This window comes from Sphingomonas ginsengisoli An et al. 2013 (assembly GCF_009363895.1).
GTDB classification, from domain to species: Bacteria; Pseudomonadota; Alphaproteobacteria; order Sphingomonadales; family Sphingomonadaceae; genus Sphingomicrobium; species Sphingomicrobium ginsengisoli.
This window is the reverse complement of record NZ_CP045434.1, coordinates 1,906,214-1,924,604: the sequence shown is the minus strand read 5'-3', so window position 1 is coordinate 1,924,604 and position 18,391 is coordinate 1,906,214. Positions and strand designations below refer to the sequence as shown.

Annotated in this window: 15 protein-coding genes, 1 tRNA gene and 1 pseudogene; 9 read left to right on the top strand and 8 right to left on the bottom strand. The window is 63.9% G+C overall.

Going from position 1 to position 18,391, the window contains the following annotated elements:
* Positions 1-10: 10 nt before the first annotated feature.
* The 4 genes from GCU42_RS09270 to GCU42_RS09255 are packed head-to-tail and all read left to right on the top strand — an operon-like array spanning position 11 to position 3,960.
* Positions 11-2,083, top strand: a complete 2,073-nt coding sequence (locus GCU42_RS09270; protein ID WP_114227245.1) for a S9 family peptidase — start codon at positions 11-13, stop codon at positions 2,081-2,083.
* The gene (locus GCU42_RS09265) at positions 2,080-2,496 is read left to right on the top strand and encodes an acyl-CoA thioesterase (protein WP_114227244.1); all 417 of its coding nucleotides are present in this window, start codon (positions 2,080-2,082) and stop codon (positions 2,494-2,496) included. Before GCU42_RS09270 ends, GCU42_RS09265 begins: the two co-directional genes overlap by 4 nt.
* A gap of 10 nt (positions 2,497-2,506) precedes the next feature.
* Positions 2,507-3,148 (top strand): maleylacetoacetate isomerase, encoded by a 642-nt coding sequence (maiA, locus tag GCU42_RS09260; protein WP_114227243.1) that lies wholly within the window; start codon positions 2,507-2,509, stop codon positions 3,146-3,148.
* 35 nt (positions 3,149-3,183) lie between these two features.
* The gene (locus tag GCU42_RS09255; RefSeq protein WP_114227804.1) at positions 3,184-3,960 is read left to right on the top strand and encodes a class II aldolase/adducin family protein; all 777 of its coding nucleotides are present in this window, start codon (positions 3,184-3,186) and stop codon (positions 3,958-3,960) included.
* On the opposite strand, the gene GCU42_RS09250 is transcribed toward GCU42_RS09255, so the two are convergent.
* A complete protein-coding gene (locus tag GCU42_RS09250; RefSeq protein ID WP_152569539.1) occupies positions 3,957-4,472 on the bottom strand; it encodes a hypothetical protein in 516 nt (171 codons plus the stop codon). The genes GCU42_RS09255 and GCU42_RS09250 overlap by 4 nt on opposite strands.
* A gap of 226 nt (positions 4,473-4,698) precedes the next feature.
* Between GCU42_RS09250 and GCU42_RS09245 the strand changes: the two genes are divergently transcribed.
* Positions 4,699-4,775: transfer RNA gene (locus tag GCU42_RS09245), tRNA-Pro, on the top strand.
* A 277-nt stretch (positions 4,776-5,052) separates the two neighbouring features.
* Here the strand turns inward: GCU42_RS09245 and GCU42_RS09240 are convergent.
* Together GCU42_RS09240 and arsH are read right to left on the bottom strand one after the other, a co-directional pair.
* Positions 5,053-5,439 (bottom strand): annotated as a pseudogene (locus GCU42_RS09240) (NAD(P)H-dependent oxidoreductase); the annotation flags it as partial.
* 354 nt (positions 5,440-5,793) lie between these two features.
* Entirely contained in the window at positions 5,794-6,492 is a 699-nt protein-coding gene (arsH, locus tag GCU42_RS09235) for an arsenical resistance protein ArsH (protein WP_205214958.1), read from the bottom strand.
* Positions 6,493-6,561: 69 nt separating this feature from the next.
* Between arsH and GCU42_RS09230 the strand changes: the two genes are divergently transcribed.
* The 3 genes from GCU42_RS09230 to arsC are packed head-to-tail and all read left to right on the top strand — an operon-like array spanning position 6,562 to position 8,032.
* Positions 6,562-6,924, top strand: coding sequence for an ArsR/SmtB family transcription factor (locus GCU42_RS09230; protein ID WP_114227240.1), 363 nt, complete (start codon positions 6,562-6,564; stop codon positions 6,922-6,924).
* 38 nt (positions 6,925-6,962) lie between these two features.
* Positions 6,963-7,622 carry an aquaporin gene (locus GCU42_RS09225; protein ID WP_205214980.1) on the top strand — a complete coding sequence of 220 codons (660 nt, stop codon included), beginning with the start codon at positions 6,963-6,965 and terminating at the stop codon, positions 7,620-7,622.
* Positions 7,619-8,032: an arsenate reductase (glutaredoxin) gene (gene arsC, locus GCU42_RS09220; protein WP_114227239.1), complete on the top strand. Its 414-nt coding sequence runs from the start codon at positions 7,619-7,621 to the stop codon at positions 8,030-8,032. The genes GCU42_RS09225 and arsC overlap by 4 nt, the downstream gene beginning before the upstream one ends.
* 66 nt (positions 8,033-8,098) lie before the next feature.
* On the opposite strand, the gene GCU42_RS09215 is transcribed toward arsC, so the two are convergent.
* From GCU42_RS09215 to GCU42_RS09195, 5 genes are all read right to left on the bottom strand, one after another.
* Positions 8,099-11,245, bottom strand: coding sequence for an efflux RND transporter permease subunit (locus GCU42_RS09215; RefSeq protein WP_114227238.1), 3,147 nt, complete (start codon positions 11,243-11,245; stop codon positions 8,099-8,101).
* Positions 11,242-12,468 carry an efflux RND transporter periplasmic adaptor subunit gene (locus tag GCU42_RS09210; RefSeq protein ID WP_114227237.1) on the bottom strand — a complete coding sequence of 409 codons (1,227 nt, stop codon included), beginning with the start codon at positions 12,466-12,468 and terminating at the stop codon, positions 11,242-11,244. The genes GCU42_RS09215 and GCU42_RS09210 overlap by 4 nt, the downstream gene beginning before the upstream one ends.
* Complete coding sequence (locus GCU42_RS09205) at positions 12,465-13,469, bottom strand: TolC family protein (protein WP_484588775.1); 1,005 nt, start codon at positions 13,467-13,469, stop codon at positions 12,465-12,467. The genes GCU42_RS09210 and GCU42_RS09205 overlap by 4 nt, the downstream gene beginning before the upstream one ends.
* 353 nt (positions 13,470-13,822) lie before the next feature.
* The gene (locus GCU42_RS09200; protein WP_114227235.1) at positions 13,823-14,158 is read right to left on the bottom strand and encodes a hypothetical protein; all 336 of its coding nucleotides are present in this window, start codon (positions 14,156-14,158) and stop codon (positions 13,823-13,825) included.
* Between the two features lie 103 nt (positions 14,159-14,261).
* Complete coding sequence (locus GCU42_RS09195) at positions 14,262-16,865, bottom strand: heavy metal translocating P-type ATPase (protein ID WP_114227234.1); 2,604 nt, start codon at positions 16,863-16,865, stop codon at positions 14,262-14,264.
* A 159-nt stretch (positions 16,866-17,024) separates the two neighbouring features.
* Here GCU42_RS09195 and GCU42_RS09190 point away from each other — a divergent pair, with 159 nt between their 5' ends.
* A complete protein-coding gene (locus GCU42_RS09190; RefSeq protein WP_114227233.1) occupies positions 17,025-18,338 on the top strand; it encodes a type II restriction endonuclease in 1,314 nt (437 codons plus the stop codon).
* The last annotated feature ends 53 nt before the right edge of the window (positions 18,339-18,391 follow it).

Genomic DNA, 18,391 nt, shown 5'->3' with positions numbered 1-18,391 from the left:
AAGGCGGGGAATGACCAGCCCCGCCGACCTGCCGCCGCCACCGCAAGCCCTCCAGCGCCCGCACACCTACGAGCGCCACGGCGTTACGGTCGAGGACCCCTACGCCTGGCTGCGCGATCCCGGCTATCCGACCGTCACCGACGAGGTCGTGCTCGGCTACCTCAAGGCCGAGAATGCTTATTTCGAGGCGTGGAGGGGGCCGCACGACAGCCTGATCGAAACGCTGTTTCAGGAGCTCAAGGGCCGCCAGAAGGAGGACGACCGCTCGGTCCCGGTCAAGGATGGCGACTGGGAATATTGGTGGGCGTTCGAGGCCGGCGCGCAGTACCGGCAGTGGTGGCGGCGACCAACGGCCGGCGGCGAAGACCAGCTCATCTTCGACGAGGTCGCCGAGGCGGCGGGCAAGGATTATTTCCGTTTGGGCGCGCTGGCGGTTAGTCCCGACGGGCGGCTGGCGGCGACTTTGGTCGACGACGACGGCTCGGAGCGATTCAAGCTACGCATCCGTGACCTCGCCAGCTGCGAGACGCTCGAGGAAGTCAGCAGCGTCGGCATCGGCAGCCCGGTGTGGACCAGCGATTCGGCCGGGATCGTCTTCACTGAAGTCAACGATAATTGGCGCAGCTACCGGGCCAGGTACCACCGGATCGGCGCGCCGTTGGACGAGAGGGTCACCTTGTATGAGGAGACCGACGACAAGGGCTTCTCGGTCGGCGTCTCACGCAGCCAGGACCGGCGCTTCATCTTCATCGCTACCGGCGACAACACGACCAGCGAGGTGCGGTTCGTTCCGGCCGACCAGCCGACCGCACCGCAGACCCTGATCGCGCCGCGTCAGGCAGGCCGAGAATATAGCGTCGACGCGGCGCACGACCGGCTGTGGATCCTGACCAACGACACCCACGTCAATTTCCGCGTCGCCAGCGCCGATCCGGCGCGGCCGGGCGAGTGGGCCGAGGTGATCCCGGGATCGGACCGCACCTACCTGCGCGGGCTCACTTCGTTCCGCGATCATCTCGCGCTGACCACGCGAATCGAAGGGCTCGATCAGCTCCTCTTGCGCGATTATGCGAGCGGCGAGACGACCCGCATCCCCTTCGCCGAGGCGAGCTACACCGCCGGGTTCGGCGGCAATCCCGATTACGCGCCCGACTTCTACCGGGTGGGCTATACCTCGATGGTCACACCGGCGACGGTCTACGACTACGATCCGCGTGCGGGTGAGCTGATCGTCCGCAAGGTGCAGGAAATCCCGTCGGGCTACGATGCCGACCAATATGCGACCGAGCGCCTGATGCTGCCTGCCCGCGACGGGACGCTCGTGCCGGCCAGCGTGGTCTACAAGAAAGGCTATGCGAAGGACGGCAGCCAACCGCTCTTCCTCTACGCCTACGGCGCCTACGGCCACGCCATCCCGCCGAGCTTCTCGACCGCGCGCCTCAGCCTGCTCGACCGCGGTTTCGCCTACGCGATCGCCCACATCCGCGGCGGCGACGACCTCGGCTACCAGTGGTTCTTAGACGGCAAGCTGACCAAGCGCACCAACACCTTCACCGACTTCGTCGACGTCGCCAAGGGGTTGGTCGGCGAGGGTTTCGGCGCGCCGGGGCGGATCGCGATCCAGGGCGGTTCGGCCGGGGGCGAGCTGATGGGAGTGGTGATCAATACCGACCCCGACCTCTGGGGAGCCGTGATCGCCGACGTGCCCTTCGTCGATGTGGTCAACACGATGCTCGACGACTCGTTGCCGCTCACGCCGGGCGAGTGGCCCGAGTGGGGCAATCCGATCACCGACGCGGACGCGTTCAAGCTGCTGCTGAGCTACAGCCCTTACGACAATGTCACTGCGCAGGCCTATCCGCCGCTGCTGATCACCGCGGGCCTCAACGACCCGCGTGTAACCTATTGGGAGCCGGCCAAATGGGCCGCGCGCCTCCGCGCGACCAAGACCGACGACCGTCTGCTCATGCTCAAGACCAACATGGGCGCCGGCCACGGCGGCAAATCGGGCCGCTGGGATTCCTTACGCGAAGTCGCCGAGGAATATGCCTTCGTGCTCGACCAGCTGGGAATAAAGGAATGACCGAACGTCCGGTCTTCACCCTCGAGTTGACCGCGCTGCCCGAGCACATCGACGAGCTGGGCCACGTCAACAATGCGGTGTGGGTGCAGTGGATCCAGCAAGTGGCGCTGGCGCATTGGTACAGCCTCGCCGACCCGCGCCATGCCGACGACTATTTCTGGGTCATCGTTCGCCACGAGATCGACTACCTCCGCCCCGCTTTCGTCGGCGACAAGGTGACCGGGCGGACCTGGGTCGGCGAGGCGCCCAAGGGCGCCAAGTTCGACCGGCTGATGGAATTCATCGGCCCCGACGGCAAGGTCTGCGTCCGCGCCCGCACGGTGTGGGCAATCATCGACAAGGCCGCCGGCCGCCCGATCCGCGTACCGCCCGAGGTGATCGCGCCCTTTCTCGAACCGTACGGGTTGGAGTAAGGCCTCTTCGATGCCCGACGCGATCCTTCACGATTACTTCCGCTCCTCGGCCTCCTACCGGGTGCGGATCGCGCTCAACCTCAAGGGCATCGCCTACACCCAGCATCCCGTCGACCTGCGCCACGACGAGCAGAAGGCGCCGGCCTATGTCGCGCTCAACCCGCAGGGGCTCGTGCCGATGCTCGAGATGAACGGCGAGCGGATCACGCAGAGCCTGGCGATCTTCGATTTCCTCGACGCGCAGGTGAAGGATCCGCCGTTCGTCCCGAAAGACCCCGCCGGGCGCGCACACGTTCTGGCGCTGGCGTTGACCGTCGCCTGCGACATTCACCCGCTCAACAATCTGCGCGTGCTGCGTTATCTCAAGAATGAGCTCGGCCAGTCGCAGGAAGTGGTCGATACCTGGTACCGTCACTGGTGCAGTGAGGGGCTGGCGGCGCTGGACGGCCTCGCCGCGCCGGTTGCCGGCACCTACCTTTTTGGCGACCAGCTCAGCATGGCCGACATCTGCCTCGTGCCCCAGCTCTACAATGCGCGGCGGCTCGACACCCCGCTTGACGGCTTCCCGACGCTTACCCGCATCGACGCGATGCTGACCGAGCTTCCGGCCTTTGCCGCCGCCCATCCCGACCGACAGGAGACCGCCTCATGAATCGCGTGGACACGATCAACAGCGGCATGGACCAGATGAGCCCGCTCGCCTCGGTCGAGATCCCCAGCCTCGAAGGCCGAGTCAGCGACGAGGAATGGCAGCTGCGCATCGACCTCGCGGCTGCCTACCGTCTTGTCGCGCATTACGGTTGGGACGACCTCATCTTCACCCACATGAGCGTGCGGGTGCCGGGGCCGGAGCACCACTTCCTCCTCAACCCCTACAACCTCATGTTCGAGGAAGTGACCGCCTCGTCGCTGATCAAGGTCGATCTTCAGGGCAATCCGGTCGAGCCGACGCCCTTCCTGACCAATCCGGCCGGCTTCACCATCCATTCGGCGGTACACATGGCGCGCGACGACGCTCATGCCGTCATCCACCTCCACACACCGCACGGCCAGGCGGTCGCCGCCCATGCCGAGGGGCTGCTGCCGCTGACTCAGACCGCGATGCTGGTCGGCGGCGATCTCGCCTTCCACGATTACGAAGGCGTCGCCACCGATCTCGAGGAGCGCGAGCGGATCGTCGCCGACCTCGGAACTCGCTCGGCGATGCTTTTGCGCAATCACGGCACGCTGACCGTCGGCGAGACCGTCGGCGAGGCGTTCATCCGCATGTATTTCCTCGAGCGCGCCTGCGAGGCGCAGATCTACGCCCTGTCCGCGGGCGACAAGATCAACAACCCGCCGCAGGGCACCCCCGAGATTGCCGCCCAGCAGGGCCAGATGGGCCTCAAGATCGCCGCCAAGCTGCTCGCCTGGCCCGCGCTGCTGCGCAAGGCCTACCGGCTCGACCCAGCCTTCGCGAGCTAGGCGGCGAGCGCCACGGCATTGGCCAGCGAGCGGGCGTTGCTGCGCAGGGAGGCAATGCGCTTGGTCACCAGCGTTCGCATCGCACACGCTTCCGACCAGGTGATGGCGTAGGCGCGCGTCGGCGCCGCTTCCGACTGCTGAAAGGCAAGCGCGAGCAGCCACTGATGCCCGCGTCCGCGCCAGACGGTCAGCACCCCATGATCAAGATGTCGGCGCCATTCGCACCATGGCGCAAGGTCGGCCAGCGTCTCCGATATCGCCTTGCCAACGCTGGCCAGCGCTCCCTTGCTGCCGGTCAGCTCACGCAGCCGGTCGAACGGCGGCAGGTCGGAGGGCTTCTGTCGCTTCAGGCGCCGGCGCGGCGGTTGCAGTTCGGCGAGAAGCTTGTCGACGATTCCGTCGAGTTCCGCGAACAGCGCCAGGCAATCGCGGCGCCACCCGTCGGCCTGCTGGAACATGGCTGTAAAGGGATCGGCAGTGGCCGGATCTGGCAGACGGACGGGCTCGGTCATCCACCGCTGCTAACCGCAAAAGAATGACCGATTATTCAATGTTGCGCGGCCGTTTCGAGTTACCGCGCGAATAAGTCTCGCTGTGACCTCTTTGCTGCTTCTCGGCCTCGTTTGTCCGCCGAATGAAGCGACGCCGGCGGGCGGACCGTGAAGCGGGTTGCATCCCCACCGACCGCCGCCTAAGAGGCCCCCGCCTTGACCGCCGCGTCACCGCGCGGTGGTCGGTCGGGGAGTAGCTCAGCCTGGTAGAGCACTGTCTTCGGGAGGCAGGGGCCGGAGGTTCGAATCCTCTCTCCCCGACCAACTTTATGCGAGAGCGTTTTGCGCTCTCGCTCCGCCAAAAGAACAGGGGTTCGAGGCTCACATTGAACTTTTTAGTGTCCGACGCTCGAATTTACCTCGTGAATAGCCCGCGTCCAGGCGCAAGTTTCGGCGATTTGAAAATAACTTTCCGCGGACCTGGCTTGTTGAGCTCAACCACCGCAAAGCGCCCATCTCTCGGCCCATCACGGCCGCCAAACGATCGCCTAGAAGCGGACGCTCCTTAGCCAAGCACACGTCGACCCTTGGGACTCGCTGGCTAGATTGAGGCCGCGCCAAGCATCTTGGCGCCAGCCTCCTTTCGCTCCGAAAAGCGGTCGACGAGCGCCGCGCCGTGGGTGCGGAGCAGCCAGGGAAAGCGGACCAACTTCTCCATGACGTCTACGCTCCGGTCATAATGGTTGAACGGCTTCATTCGCCCGGTCTCGTCGAATCCCTGGTAGGCCTTGGCGACGCTCGACTGGTTCGGACTGGTCGTCATCCGCATCCAGCGACCAAGTATACGCAGCGTGTTGACGCTGTTGAACGATTGCGATCCCGCCGACACCTGCGTCACGGCCAGAGTGCGCCCCTGCGTCGGCCTGATTCCGCCCATGTTGAGCGGGAAGTGGTCGATTTGCGCCTTCATGATGCCGGTGATCTGGCCTCCCAGAAGCGGTCGTCCTAGTCGAACGGCCCGCCAAGCCACTGGGGCCGCATTCGAGGCGACGAATGCCGCCGCCGGTCGGGGCCGACTTCCAGTTTCCAAGGCTACGTCACACTTTGTAAAGATTGGCGGCAAGGAAGAGGCGATCGGAAGAGCTCCGAGCGCTTCTTGCCCTCCCATCCAATGAACGATACGCGAGCCGACCGCGGCCAGCACGCGCATTGAGGTCGCCATATTGGCGGACACCGCGCTCTGGCAGAGGTTTCTGAGCTGAGCCACTTTATAGTGGCGCCCTTACACTCGTCATGGGCCAATGGGCCGCTGAATCTCTCGCCTCATTCGGCTCGGCGTTAATCAGAGCGGGACGACCGGATGGTGTTCGCTAGCCTGCCGCTCGCTATAGCGGTCCACAAGGTATTCCGACCGGTCGCGGGTCAGCAGCGTGAATTTGTAGAGCTCCTCCATGACGTCAACGAGCCGCGCATAATAATCTGACGGCTTCATTCGGCCGTTGTCGTCGAACTCGTTAAAGGCCTTGGCGACAGAGGATTGGTTCGGGATCGTGATCATCCGCATCCACCGTCCTAAGATGCGGAGCTGGTTGACTGTGTTGAACGATTGCGAGCCTGCATTGACCTGGCACACCGCCAGCGTCCGGCCCTGGGTGGGGCGAACGCCGCCGCTTTCCAGCGGCAGCCAGTCGACCTGGCTCTTGAAGATGCCGGTCATGGCGCCGTGCCGTTCCGGTGAGCACCACACGTGCCCCTCCGACCAGATCGACAACTCGCGGAGCTCGGCGATCTTGGGGTGGGTCGCGGGTGCGTCGTCGGGCTGGGGCAAGCCGCGCGGATCATAAATCCGCGTCTCTGCACCCATGTTGCGCAGCAGGCGGTCTGCCTCCTCGATCAGCAGGCGGCTGAAGCTCCGCTCCCGCAGCGAGCCGTAGAGGAGCAGGAACCGAGGTGGATGCGTGGACACCGTCACAGGTATCAGCTTCTCCAGCGAGGGCCGGTCGATATGCTCGGGTGACAGGGCTGGAAAGTCGTCGGTCATCACTCACTCTGGCGGGGCGTGCGCAACATTATGGTTGGCAAGCTCGTACACTTCTAATAACGTGGAAGTATGGAAAGCAAGCTCGCCGTTGCCGCTCTGGCGGCGCTCGCCCACGAGGGCCGGCTCGCCGTGTTCCGCATGCTCGTGCAGGCCGGAGCGGACGGCGTTGCGGCCGGTGAGATCGCGCGCCACCTCGGAGTTCCGGCCAACTCACTTTCGGCCAACCTTAGCGTCCTCACCCATGCCGGGCTGATTGAGTCGAGACGAGAAGGTCGGTCGATCATCTACACCGCAGCTTATGAGCCGATGTCGGCGCTGCTCTCCTACCTTGTCGAAGATTGCTGCCAGGGCTCCCCGGCGATCTGCGCGCCGCTGGCGGCGATCATGGCGCGAACCGCCTGCTGCGCAGACGACGCCCCGGCGCCAGCGTGACTTCGCCAAGCCTCGAGCCGCCCCTCCAGCAGTTCGACCTGTCACGCCGTCTCGCCGCGGAGGCACTGGGGACGGCCCTGCTGCTCGCGATTGTAATCGGCTCGGGCATCATGGGCGACCGGCTTGCCGCCGGGAACGCCGCTGTCGCCCTGCTCGGCAACACACTTGCGACCGGCGCAGGTTTGGTCGTGCTCATCACGATGTTCGGTCCGCTCTCGGGGGCCCACTTCAACCCAGCTGTCACGCTCGTCTTCGCCGCCCGTCGTGAACTCAACGCGTCGACGGCCGCGGCATACATTGCCGTTCAAATCATCGGTGCCGTCGCGGGTGTGTGGGCGGCACACCTAATGTTTGCCGAGCCGGTGCTCCAGATCTCGAGCAAGCTGCGCGACGGACCGGCCCAGGCATTTTCGGAGGGCGTGGCGACCTTTGGGCTGATCGCTGCCATCCTCGGTTCGCTCCGTTTCCGGCCCGAGGCGACGCCGTTCATCGTTGGCCTCTACATTACCTCCGCCTACTGGTTCACAGCGTCGACCTCGTTCGCGAACCCTGCAGTGACGATCGCCCGGTCGCTCAGCAACACGTTTGCCGGCATCGCACCGTCGTCAGCACCCGCCTTCATCATCGCCCAACTCGCCGGTGCAGCGCTCGCCGCACTGTTAAGCGGTTGGCTATTCAGACAGGAGCGCCTCGCATGACCGAATTCCCGATCACGATCTATCACAACCCCGCCTGCGGCACGTCGCGCAACACGCTCGCCATGATCCGAGCCGCTGGGTACGAGCCGAAGATTATCGAGTATCTGAAAGCGGGTTGGACGCGACAGCAACTTGGCGAGCTGCTCGCTGCCATGCACATGCGCCCGCGCGACATAATGCGCGAGAAGGGAACGCCTGCGGCGGAGCTCGGGCTCCTCGCGCCGGATGCCACCGACGAACAGATTTTCGACGCGATGCTCGAGCATCCCATCTTGGTAAACCGACCCATCGTTGTCACGCCCAAAGGCTCTAAGCTTTCACGCCCCTCCGAGGTTGTACTCGACCTTCTCGATCGGCGCCCGGAATACTTCACCAAAGAGGACGGTAAGACTGTTAAGCTGAACACCTAGCTAAGCCAGGTGAGAGTCAGCTCAGGCCATCAGCTCTTGCCTCCTCCTCAAGTCTCGAACCATCCGCTAGAGAGGAGGTTGGATCCGTTGCGATCGCTTCCCCTCGCGTCGTCTTAGCAAGAGATAGCCAGCGGGGATGACGAGCATGGACAGCAGGGGTGCCGTCAACATGCCGCCGATCATCGGGGCGGCGATACGGCTCATTACTTCCGACCCGGTTCCCGTCCCGATCAAGAGCGGAAAAAGACCCGCGAGAATGACTGCGACGGTCATCGCCTTGGGTCGAACTCGAAGCAGCGCGCCTTCCCGCACCGCCTCTTCAATCTGTTGTCCATCCGGGTGCGAGGGTCGTTCGGCCAAAGCGTGTTTTAAGTAGATCAACATGACCACGCCGAACTCGGCGGAGACGCCGGCCAGCGCGATGAAGCCAACCCCAGTCGCAACCGATTGATTGTAGCCAAGCAGATAAAGCAGCCAAACGCCGCCCGTGAGGGCGAACGGCAGGGTGCCCATGATCAACGCTGCCTCGTCCAGCCGCCGAAAAGTCGCGTAGAGCAGCAGAAAGATGATCAGTAGCGTTGCCGGCACAACGATCTTGAGCCGTGCAACCGCGCGCTGGAGAAACTCGAACTGGCCAGTGTAGGTGACGCTGACTCCCGGTGACAGCTTGACGTTCGCGGCTACGGCACGCTGGAGATTGCCCACGATCTCGGTCAGGGCGCGGTCCCTGCCATCGATATAAATCCACGTGACCGGCCGACCGTTCTCGCTTCTCAGCATCGGCGGCCCATCGGCAACATGGATGTCCGCAACGGTGCCTAGCGTGATCTGCTGATACGACGGGGTTACCACAGGCAGCTGCCTGAGATCGTCGAGGCTGTCGCGTAACTCACGTGGGTAGCGGAGGTTGATCGGATAACGCGCCAGCCCCTCGACTGTCTCGCCGATGGTCTCGCCGCCAATGGCCCCGGAAACGATCGACTGCACGTCGGCGATGTTCATGCCGTAGCGCGACGCGGCCGCACGATTGATCACAACCTCGACATAGCGGCCGCCCGTCAGACGCTCCGCGAGTGCCGAACTGACGCCGGGTACGGTCTTCGCCACGAGTTCGATCTTGTGGGCGGCCTCGTCGATCTGGGCCAAATTCGAGCCCGCGACCTTGATCCCGATCGGGCTCTTAATGCCAGTCGACAGCATGTCGATGCGGTTGCGGATTGGCGGAATCCAGAAGTTCGCGAGTCCGGGCACCTTCACGGTGCGATCGAGCAAATCGATCAGCTTGTCCTGCGTCATGCCCACTCGCCACTCGCTCTTCGGCTTGAAGCGGATGGTCGTCTCGAACATTTCGAGCGGCGCGGGATCAGTTGCCGTGTCTGCGCGTCCGGCCTTGCCGAACACGGTGGCAACCTCCGGCACCGTCTTGATCAGGCGGTCGGTCTGCTGAAGCAGCCGTCCCGCCTCGGCGGTAGACAGGCCGGGCAGTGCCGAGGGCATGTAAAGCAGATCGCCCTCGTTCATTTGCGGAATGAATTCGCCGCCGAGCCGGGTAACGGGCCAGAGGATGGTGGCGAATAGCAGCGCCGCAATGACCAGCACCTGCTTGGGCCGGGACAGCGTCCAGTCGAGCGCCGGTCGGTAGAGACGGGTCAGCCAGCGATTGATCGGATTGCTCTCCTCCACCGGGATTTTACCGCGAATGAAGAAGCCCATGAGGACGGGGATCAAGGTGATCGAGAGGATCGCCGCGCCGGCCATCGCATAGGTTTTTGTGAACGCGAGCGGGGCGAACAAGCGTCCTTCCTGCCCCTGAAGCGAGAACACCGGCACGAACGACAGCGCGATAATCAGGAGACTGAGAAACAACGCCGGACCAACTTCGGCTGCGGCGTCGGTGATGACGCGCCACCGCTCCGGACCTTCCAGTACGTCGCCAGGGCGATCGCGCTCCCAATGTTCGATATGCTTGTGGGCATTCTCGATCATCACGATTGCGCCATCGACCATCGCGCCAATGGCGATGGCGATGCCGCTTAGCGACATGATATTGGCGTTGACGCCTTGCAGGCGCATGACGATCAGCGCGAATAAGATACCGAGCGGCAGCGTCAGGATCGCAACCAGCGCCGACCGGGCGTGCCAAAGAAAGAGTCCGCAGACGAACGCGACGACAATGAACTCCTCAATCAACTTGCTGGTGAGGTTTTCGACCGCACGGTCGATCAACCCCGAACGATCATAGGTGGTGACCACCTCGACGCCAGGCGGCAGGCTCTTCTTCAGTTCGGCGAGCTTGGTGCGCACGCCGTCGATCACTTCGCGCGCATTCTTGCCTTGACGCATGACAATGACGCCGCCAGCGACTTCACCTTGGCCGTTCAGTTCGGCAATCCCGCGGCGCATGGCGGGACCGACCTGGACCGTGGCGACGTCACCCAGCCGCACCGGAACGCCGCCGGCTGCCGTCTTCAGCGGAACCGCGCGAAAGTCGTCGAGTGAACTTAGATAGCCGGTCGAACGAACGATATATTCCGCCTCGGCCATTTCAACGACCGAGCCACCGTTCTCCTGATTGGCGCGCTTGAGCGCGTCCGCGACCTGATCGTGTGTGATGCCGTAGGAGGCGAGCTTCTGCGGATCGAGCAAGACCTGATATTCCCTTACCATGCCGCCGATGCTTGCGACTTCGGCGACACCGGGAATGGTCTTGAGCTCGTAGCGCAGGAACCAGTCCTGGATGCTGCGCAGTTCAGACAGATCGTGCCGGCCGGTTCGATCGACCAAGGCATATTCGTAGATCCACCCGACGCCTGTCGCGTCCGGGCCAAGCGATGCCTTGGCGCCTTCAGGCAGCCGGCTCTGCACTTGACTGAGATATTCGAGAACGCGGCTGCGCGCCCAATACAGGTCTGTGCTGTCGTCGAATAGGATATAGACGAAGCTGTCGCCCTCGAAAGAATAGCCGCGCACGACCCGCGCCCCTGGCACCGACAACATCGTCGTCGCCAATGGGTAAGTGACTTGGCTCTCGACGACTTGGGGTGCCTGCCCCGGATAGCTGGTCTTGACGATGACCTGCACGTCCGAAAGGTCGGGCAAGGCATCTACGGGGGTCGTTTTGATCGCACCGATGCCGATCACGATTACGACGAGCGCGGCTAGGAGAACCAGATAGCGGCCTTTGACCGACGCACGGATAATCCGGGCGATCACTTGGTGCCGCCCCCGATTGGCCGCGCCGGAATACCGCTAAGGCTTGCCTCGGAGTCGAGCAGGAACTGACCCGACGCGACCACTTTCTCACCCGGGCTAAGCCCGGCGAGGACTTCTGTCTGACCGCCGACATCCCGGCCGACGCGCACCTCCGCCGGGCGATAATGGCCCTTCCGTTCAGCAAGCATCACAAGGGTTCGCTTGCCCGTGCGGATGACCGCTTCACTCGGCACGAGCAGGGCCGACCGCGCCTCGTTCGTGAGGTGGACGGTCGCGAACATGCCCGGCCGCAGCCGCGTGCCGTGATTTGGCAACTCGACCCTGACGGTGAGCGTCCGGCTCTCAGTCGAGGCTGTCGGCAGAACCGCAACGATGCGCCCCCCGGAAGGCTCACCTGGAAAGGCGGTCAAATCGGCGGTAACTGACTGACCGACACGTACCTGACCAGCCTGTGCCTCCGGGATCGCCGCGTTGAGCCACACGGTGCCAAGTCCGTTGATCTGGGCGAGCGTCTGGCCTTGCGCGAGCGTCACCCCGGCTCGAGCATCGAGCGTCTGAATCACACCGCTGATCGGGCTTCGGACGGTTACCACTCCGCGCCGCCCCGTCTGGCCGGCTGAAACCCCGAGCAGCCGTAACCGCTGGCCTGCTGCGGCGATCAGGGCGCGATCGCCGGTGCGGCGCACGGCGCTGTACTCGGTTTCCGCGCCGCCCCACTCGGGCACCAGCAGATCGGCGATCGGTGCGCCGGCTGGGATCACGTCGCCCGGCGCCCGGCGATAGACCCGCTCGACGAAGCCCGTAGATCGCGCCTGCACTATAGCAACATCGCGCTGGTTGAAGTCGACCGTGCCAGTGACGTCGAGCGCGCCAGCAAGCGTGCCGGTCGTCGCGGTCGCGACCCTGATCCCGAGATTCTGTTGAGCGCCCGGATCGACCGTTACCGATGGCGGCCCGGCGACTGCGTCGGTTTCGTCCGCATATCTGGGTTTGAACGCCTTCATCCCCATGGATGAGAGTGCATCTGCACTGCTATAGTGCTCCCGCGGCACCATCGGATCGTAGTAATAGAGGACCTTCTTCTTGCTTTCGGAAGCAGAGGCACCGGTCTCCGTTTGAGCAGCAGGTGCGGTCCAGCGAGCGATGCCGAAGCCGATCGCACCGCTGGCGACCACTGCGAGGATCGCGGCGCGGCCCGGGGGTGTGCGGAAGACTGAGGTCATCGTGCCGCGCTCCGATAGGTGAGATTGATCCGCGCTGCTTCGAGAGCGACGTCGGCCTCTCGGTCGAGCGTGTCGAGCATCGCGTTGGCCAGCGCGCTGTGGGCATCGACAATGTCGATCAGCCCGGCCCGTCCAGCTGAATAGCTGGCCGTCTCCAGGTCGACCCGCTCGCGGGCGAGTGGCTCGATGGTCCGGAGGGCACGCTCCAGCCGGGCGTGGTGAGCGGCGTGTTCGGCCAGTCCGGCGTCGAGCTCGGCGCGGAGCGCGCGCCGCGCGGCCTCCTGCTCGGCGAGCACCCGTGCGGCATCGGCCTGACGCGCGGCGATGAGGGGCGCCTGACGGTGCTTCTGGAAAAGCGGAAGGCCGATCGTTACCCCGGCCGAGACATAGTCGCCAAAGCGTGGGTCGCGGCGCTGATAGCTGACATCGACGCTGAAGTCCGGGCGCCGCTCCGCTTCCGCGACCCGGACCTCCGCTAGCGACTGAGTGACCTTGGCGGCGACAGTCGCCAGTGCGGGATTTCCGTCCAGCGCGGCCTCAAGGCGCGCGGCATCGACCTCGAAGTTCGGTACGGGCCCGGCGATCGCCGGATCGGGATCGCCGGTCCACCGTGTAAGGACAGCACGAGCCTTCGCCAAAGCCGAGATTAGCTCATCCCGGCGATCATCGAGCGCGGCGAGTGCCTGGCGCCCCGCCAACACCTGCGCTGGTCGCGCGTTGCCCGCCGCGACCGCGCTCGGCGTCGTGCCGACCAGCCGGTCGAGCCGCCGCCTAACCGAGTCGAGCGCGGCGACCCTTTTCTGGGCGAAAGCGACGGTAATCCACGCAAGCGCGGTTTGGACCTCCACAGTGCGCGTCTCGGCCGTCGCTTGAGCCGTTGCGACCGTGATCTCGGCTCCGGCTCGCTGCTGCTGGGCGTGGCGCTTGGCGGCGTTCAAAATGTCCTGCGAGACGCCGACACTGAACCAGTTGAAGTCGTCGCGTGAGGGTTTGAATGCCAACGGCCCCGAGATCGGAAAACTATCCTCTTCTAGTCGCAACTTTGGATCGGGCAGGCGCCCGGTAGCGTCGCGTCGTAGACGCGCCGCATCAATCTCGAGCGATCTGGCCCGAAGCGAGGGCGCGTCGCCGCGCGCCTGTCTAAGCGCATCGTCGAACGTCATCGGTCGCCCTTGAGCTGCGCCCGACAGGAGGATGGCGGCCAATGCCAGGACGCCGCGAAAGCGCACCGACGGTACGTCAGTTAGACTGAAAAGCATGGTATGACCCTTTTATCGCCCAGGCGCACAGCGCCGGGAACGTCCGGAACTCGCCCATAAGAGCGAGCCGCTTCAGGGCAGCCTTAGGGGCTGCTTTAGCCGACAGTCTTCGGAGGCGGGTCTGTCGTCGTGAAAATCAACGAGGTGAGCTGAGGCTGGCGACTTGCGACGGCCACCAGGCGCAAAGAGCGCGTCGGTTCCACGCCTGCCATCATGGGGGCCACCGCCGTAGGTGCGCAAACCATGTCGCAAGCCTGTGCGCAATCCTTGTTCGAATCACAACAAGACCCATCGGGATGCGAGCTCTCCGGCGCCATCGTCATGCCGTGCATCTTGCCCGTCGTCATCTCGCAGCTGCTGTGCGCAGTCGGGGCCGGAAATGCCGCGGTCGCGGCGAATAGCATCAAAAAGATGGCGAGGAACGTCTTCATCGAGGGCAACCTTATACGTTCGAAGACGCAGAACCGTTACCGATAATATTTGTCGACCGGGCTGGATGCGGACAGCACGTCCGCTTTCCCAGAATATCGCCGTTCACAATCTGACGCTATTCAATCGCAGGGCGTTCAGCACAACTGTGAAAGAAGACAGCGCCATGGCCGCGCCAGCGAGCATGGGGGAGAGCAGGATGCCTGCAACTGGGTAAAGCACACCCGCCGCCACGGGCACGCCGATTCCGTTGAACAAGAACGAGAAGAGCAGGTTTTGACGAATGTTCCGCATAGTAGCTTGAGCAAGTCGGCGGGCGCGGACGATTGCGGAGAGGTCGCCACGCGTGAGGGTTATGCCGGCGCTTTCAATCGCGACATCGGTCCCCGTTCCCATCGCCAAGCCGACATCCGCAATCGCCAGGGCCGGGGCGTCGTTGATTCCGTCCCCGGCCATCGCCACGCGAGCGCCGCTCGCCTTCAGCTCAGCGATGATCCGAGCTTTGTCTTCGGGCCGCAAGTCCGCGCGCACATCGTCTAGGCCGCCCACCGCGCGCGCGACTGCATCGGCCGTAGCTTCATTGTCCCCGGTGAGCATGATGACACTCAGGCCCTCGCGTCGGAGCGTCGCGATAGCCTCCGCCGCCGTGGATCGCACCGGATCGGCGACCGCCAGCAGTCCTGCCAGCTTACCGTCGACCGCGACCAGCATGACGCCAGCGCCATCGCGCCGGTGACGATCAGCCGCGCTGTGGATGAAGGAAGGATCAATCCCGACCCTTTTCATCTGGGCCGCATTGCCAATTACGACTTCCTGGCCGGCTACCTTGGCGCTGACGCCGAGGCCGGTGTGGGAGGCGAACTCCTCGACCCGGCCGATCACCAGGCCCTTGTCCTTGGCAGCCGTGACAATCGCATGAGCGAGCGGATGCTCGGACTGGCCTTCAACGGCGGCGGCAAGTGCAAGCAACTCGTCTTGCTCGATGCCGCCCAAGGCCTCGATGTCCAGCAGCTTAGGCTTGCCTTCGGTTAGCGTGCCCGTCTTGTCGATGACCAACGTATCGACCTTCTCAAAAGCCTGCAGGGCTTCCGCATTCTTGACCAGCACACCGGCATGCGCTCCACGGCCGGTGCCGACCATGATAGACATGGGCGTGGCGAGCCCGAGCGCGCAAGGGCAGGCGATTACCAGCACTGCGATCGCGTTCAGGAGAGCGTGGCCCATGCGGGGCTCAGGACCGAACACTGACCAGACCACAAATGTTGCAACCGAGATCAGCACCACCAGCGGCACGAACCAGCCGGAGACTCTATCTGCGACCGCTTGGATAGGTGCGCGGCTGCGCTGCGCTTCGGCGACCATCCGGACGATCCGTGCGAGCATCGTATTCGAGCCGACCGCCCGGGCTTCCATGACAAGGCTTCCCGTGCCGTTGACTGTTCCGCCCGTGACCTCCGCGCCCAATTCTTTGAGCACTGGAACGGGCTCACCGGTCAACATGGACTCATCGACCGAACTGCGGCCGTCGACCACCACTCCATCGACCGGCACCGCCTCGCCGGGACGCACTCGCAGCCGATCGCCGGCCGCCACTTCGGCAAGGCTGACTTCCTCCTCCCACCCGTCAGCCCGCAGCCGACGCGCAAGCTTGGGCGCGAGATCCATCAGCGCTCGGATCGCACGACCAGTCGCCGCCCTAGCGCGCAATTCGAGCACCTGCCCGAGCAGCACCAGCGTCACGACGACGGCTGCGGCCTCGTAATAAACCGGAACGACTGCGCCCATCCGGAACGTCGAAGGAAAGGTCCCAGGAGCTACCGTTGCGAACAAGCTGTATAGGAACGCAGCACCAACCCCGATCGAAATCAGCGTGAACATATTCAGATGCCGCGTGACGATTGATCGCCATCCTCGCACGAAGAACGGCGCACCGGCCCACAGCACCACTGGCCCGGCGAGCGCGAGTTGAACCCACGGCGAGGCAGCGGAACTGACCAGTTCGTAGCCAAGCAGTTCGGCAAACATGGATACGGCGAGCAGCGGGATGGTTAGCGCTGTGGCAATCCAGAACCGACGGGTGAAGTCGACCAGCTCGGGGTTGGGCGCATCGTCGAGCGACGGCTCTTCGGGTTCGAGCGCCATGCCGCAGATCGGGCAGGTCCCGGGCCCTTCCTGGCGAATCTCGGGATGCATCGGACACGTCCACATCGCGCCCGGCGTCGCTTTCGGTTCCGGGCGCGGCTGTCCACCCAGATACGCGTCAGGCTGGGCGACGAACTTGGTCCGGCACCCGGCGCTGCAAAAGTGATAAGCTTGCCCAGCGTGCTCTGAATGGTGCGGCGTCGCTTCCGGATCAACGGTCATGCCGCACACGGCGTCAGTGACCGTTTTCATAGCCGCACCCTGTGCCTGATCGATTTGCCCATCATCACGGAGATACGCCTCGGGGTCGGAGACAAACTTGGCTCGGCACCCCGCACTGCAAAAATGAAAGCTATGACCGGCGTGTTCGGCATGGTGCGCACTAGTTGCCGGATCGGCCTTCATCCCGCACACGGGGTCCGTGACGGCTTGCACGCCAGCTGACGCACTATTCCGTGAGCAGCACCCTACCTCAGCCGGCTGGCGTTCGGCGTCCCGCGGCTGCGGGACGGAGCCCTCGCAGCAGCCATGGCCTTCTGGCGGAGACTGGGGATGCCCGTCGTTCATGCGAAAACTCCCTGGACTCAAGAAGACCGACACCTGATCCGCCAATCCTACTTGTGCTACGCACGAGGGCCTCTTTTCCCTCGAACGCATGAGTAAAGTCGACGGCCCCGACGGGGCTCGCTAGAGCCAAAGGCTTGCACTCGGGGAGGGGAGGCCGGGATGGCTGCGCAACTTGAACAGCCAAAGCCAAGCGGTGATCACGAATTCTTTATTCGTCGGCTAATCGCGAACTGGCGCGACGATCCGGGGGCAACCTATCGAAGCTGGTTCTTGTGGGATGAGCGGCTAAAGAACTTCCGCTCTATCCGGCGAGGCATCAGTCAAGTCGTTGGCGAAATCGAGCGAGGTGCCTTCGGGGTCGCGTACCGCGGATCGTCTTTAGAAACCGTTGTCCACTCGGTCGCCGAGCAACGCCAGATCTTTAAAGGTGCCGACCACGCCTTCTTGTGGAAACCCAAGCTCCGAATTCCTGACATTTACGAAAGCCCGGATAATCAACGGGCTTTCGGCCGGCTGCTCGATGCCTGCTCCTGCTGCGACACGGCGGAGGAGATTATTAGCCATATTCACACCATCGACCGCTTAAAGATCAAGGGGCTGGGGCCGGCGGTCGCTAACCTGCTCTACTTTCTTCACCCAACCCTGGTGCCGCCTTTCAACACTGCAATCGTGAACGGATACAATGCACTCACTGGCGCGAAGGTGAAGCTGGGAAGCTGGGAACACTTTCTTGCCATGCGAACCGGGATCCTCGACCTCAACGACCGATATCGTGATCTTCTGTCAAACGACCTGGGCGCGATCGGCGGTTTGATGTTCGACATCGGGTCAGGCCGCTATCCAGCCCCGCCCCTGGAGCCGGACTGCAGGGCGCTCAACGATTGGGCCTCGCGACTGGAAACCGCCCGCGAGGAAGCACGCACGCTCAGCAAAGCCGCAAAGCAGGACGGCGAGAACGAGCGTACCCACACCGAGCTTCAGGGCTGGTTGCGTGATCTTGGCCTGGCACTCGGCTATGATGTTTGGATCGCTTCCAACGACCGAAGCCGACTCTTGAATGACTTGGCGCTTGGGCACGGCTGTCTAGAACGGCTCCCGGACTCGATCGCGACTTCGAGCGGCGCAGATTCAATCCGTCTGATCGACGTGCTCTGGTTGGAGAAGGGCGGCGAGCATGTGACCGCCGCTTTCGAAGTGGAGCATTCGACCTCCATCTACTCAGGGATCGTGCGGATGCTCGATCTGGCACTTAGTGGCGGCGAGATTCATGCTGCAGCCGGCATGTTCCTTGTCGCGCCCGACGCGCGCGAGAGCGATGTTCGCGCTCAGCTGCGGCGACCGGCATTCAGTCGAATCGCTGACCTCAACATCGCCTATCTGCCGTACAGCGAATTGGAAAAGAACCGCGAAGCCATTGCTCGTTTCGGATCGGGGTTGAAGGCGATCAAAGCCATTGCGAGCAAGCTAACCTAGGTCGCCGTTGGCGAGGGCTCAGGCCGAACCCCGCGTATCCTTCTTCAAAGGGG

What these genes read in the sequence shown, in the direction of transcription:
- GCU42_RS09270 (WP_114227245.1), top strand. Translation starts at nt 11, where the DNA reads ATGACCAGCCCCGCCGACCTGCCGCCGCCACCGCAAGCCCTCCAGCGC.
- GCU42_RS09265 (WP_114227244.1), top strand. Translation starts at nt 2,080, where the DNA reads ATGACCGAACGTCCGGTCTTCACCCTCGAGTTGACCGCGCTGCCCGAG.
- maiA (WP_114227243.1), top strand. Translation starts at nt 2,507, where the DNA reads ATGCCCGACGCGATCCTTCACGATTACTTCCGCTCCTCGGCCTCCTAC.
- GCU42_RS09255 (WP_114227804.1), top strand. Translation starts at nt 3,184, where the DNA reads ATGAGCCCGCTCGCCTCGGTCGAGATCCCCAGCCTCGAAGGCCGAGTC.
- GCU42_RS09250 (WP_152569539.1), bottom strand. Translation starts at nt 4,472, where the DNA reads ATGACCGAGCCCGTCCGTCTGCCAGATCCGGCCACTGCCGATCCCTTT.
- arsH (WP_205214958.1), bottom strand. Translation starts at nt 6,492, where the DNA reads ATGACCGACGACTTTCCAGCCCTGTCACCCGAGCATATCGACCGGCCC.
- GCU42_RS09230 (WP_114227240.1), top strand. Translation starts at nt 6,562, where the DNA reads ATGGAAAGCAAGCTCGCCGTTGCCGCTCTGGCGGCGCTCGCCCACGAG.
- arsC (WP_114227239.1), top strand. Translation starts at nt 7,619, where the DNA reads ATGACCGAATTCCCGATCACGATCTATCACAACCCCGCCTGCGGCACG.
- GCU42_RS09210 (WP_114227237.1), bottom strand. Translation starts at nt 12,468, where the DNA reads ATGACCTCAGTCTTCCGCACACCCCCGGGCCGCGCCGCGATCCTCGCA.
- GCU42_RS09200 (WP_114227235.1), bottom strand. Translation starts at nt 14,158, where the DNA reads ATGAAGACGTTCCTCGCCATCTTTTTGATGCTATTCGCCGCGACCGCG.
- GCU42_RS09195 (WP_114227234.1), bottom strand. Translation starts at nt 16,865, where the DNA reads ATGAACGACGGGCATCCCCAGTCTCCGCCAGAAGGCCATGGCTGCTGC.
- GCU42_RS09190 (WP_114227233.1), top strand. Translation starts at nt 17,025, where the DNA reads ATGGCTGCGCAACTTGAACAGCCAAAGCCAAGCGGTGATCACGAATTC.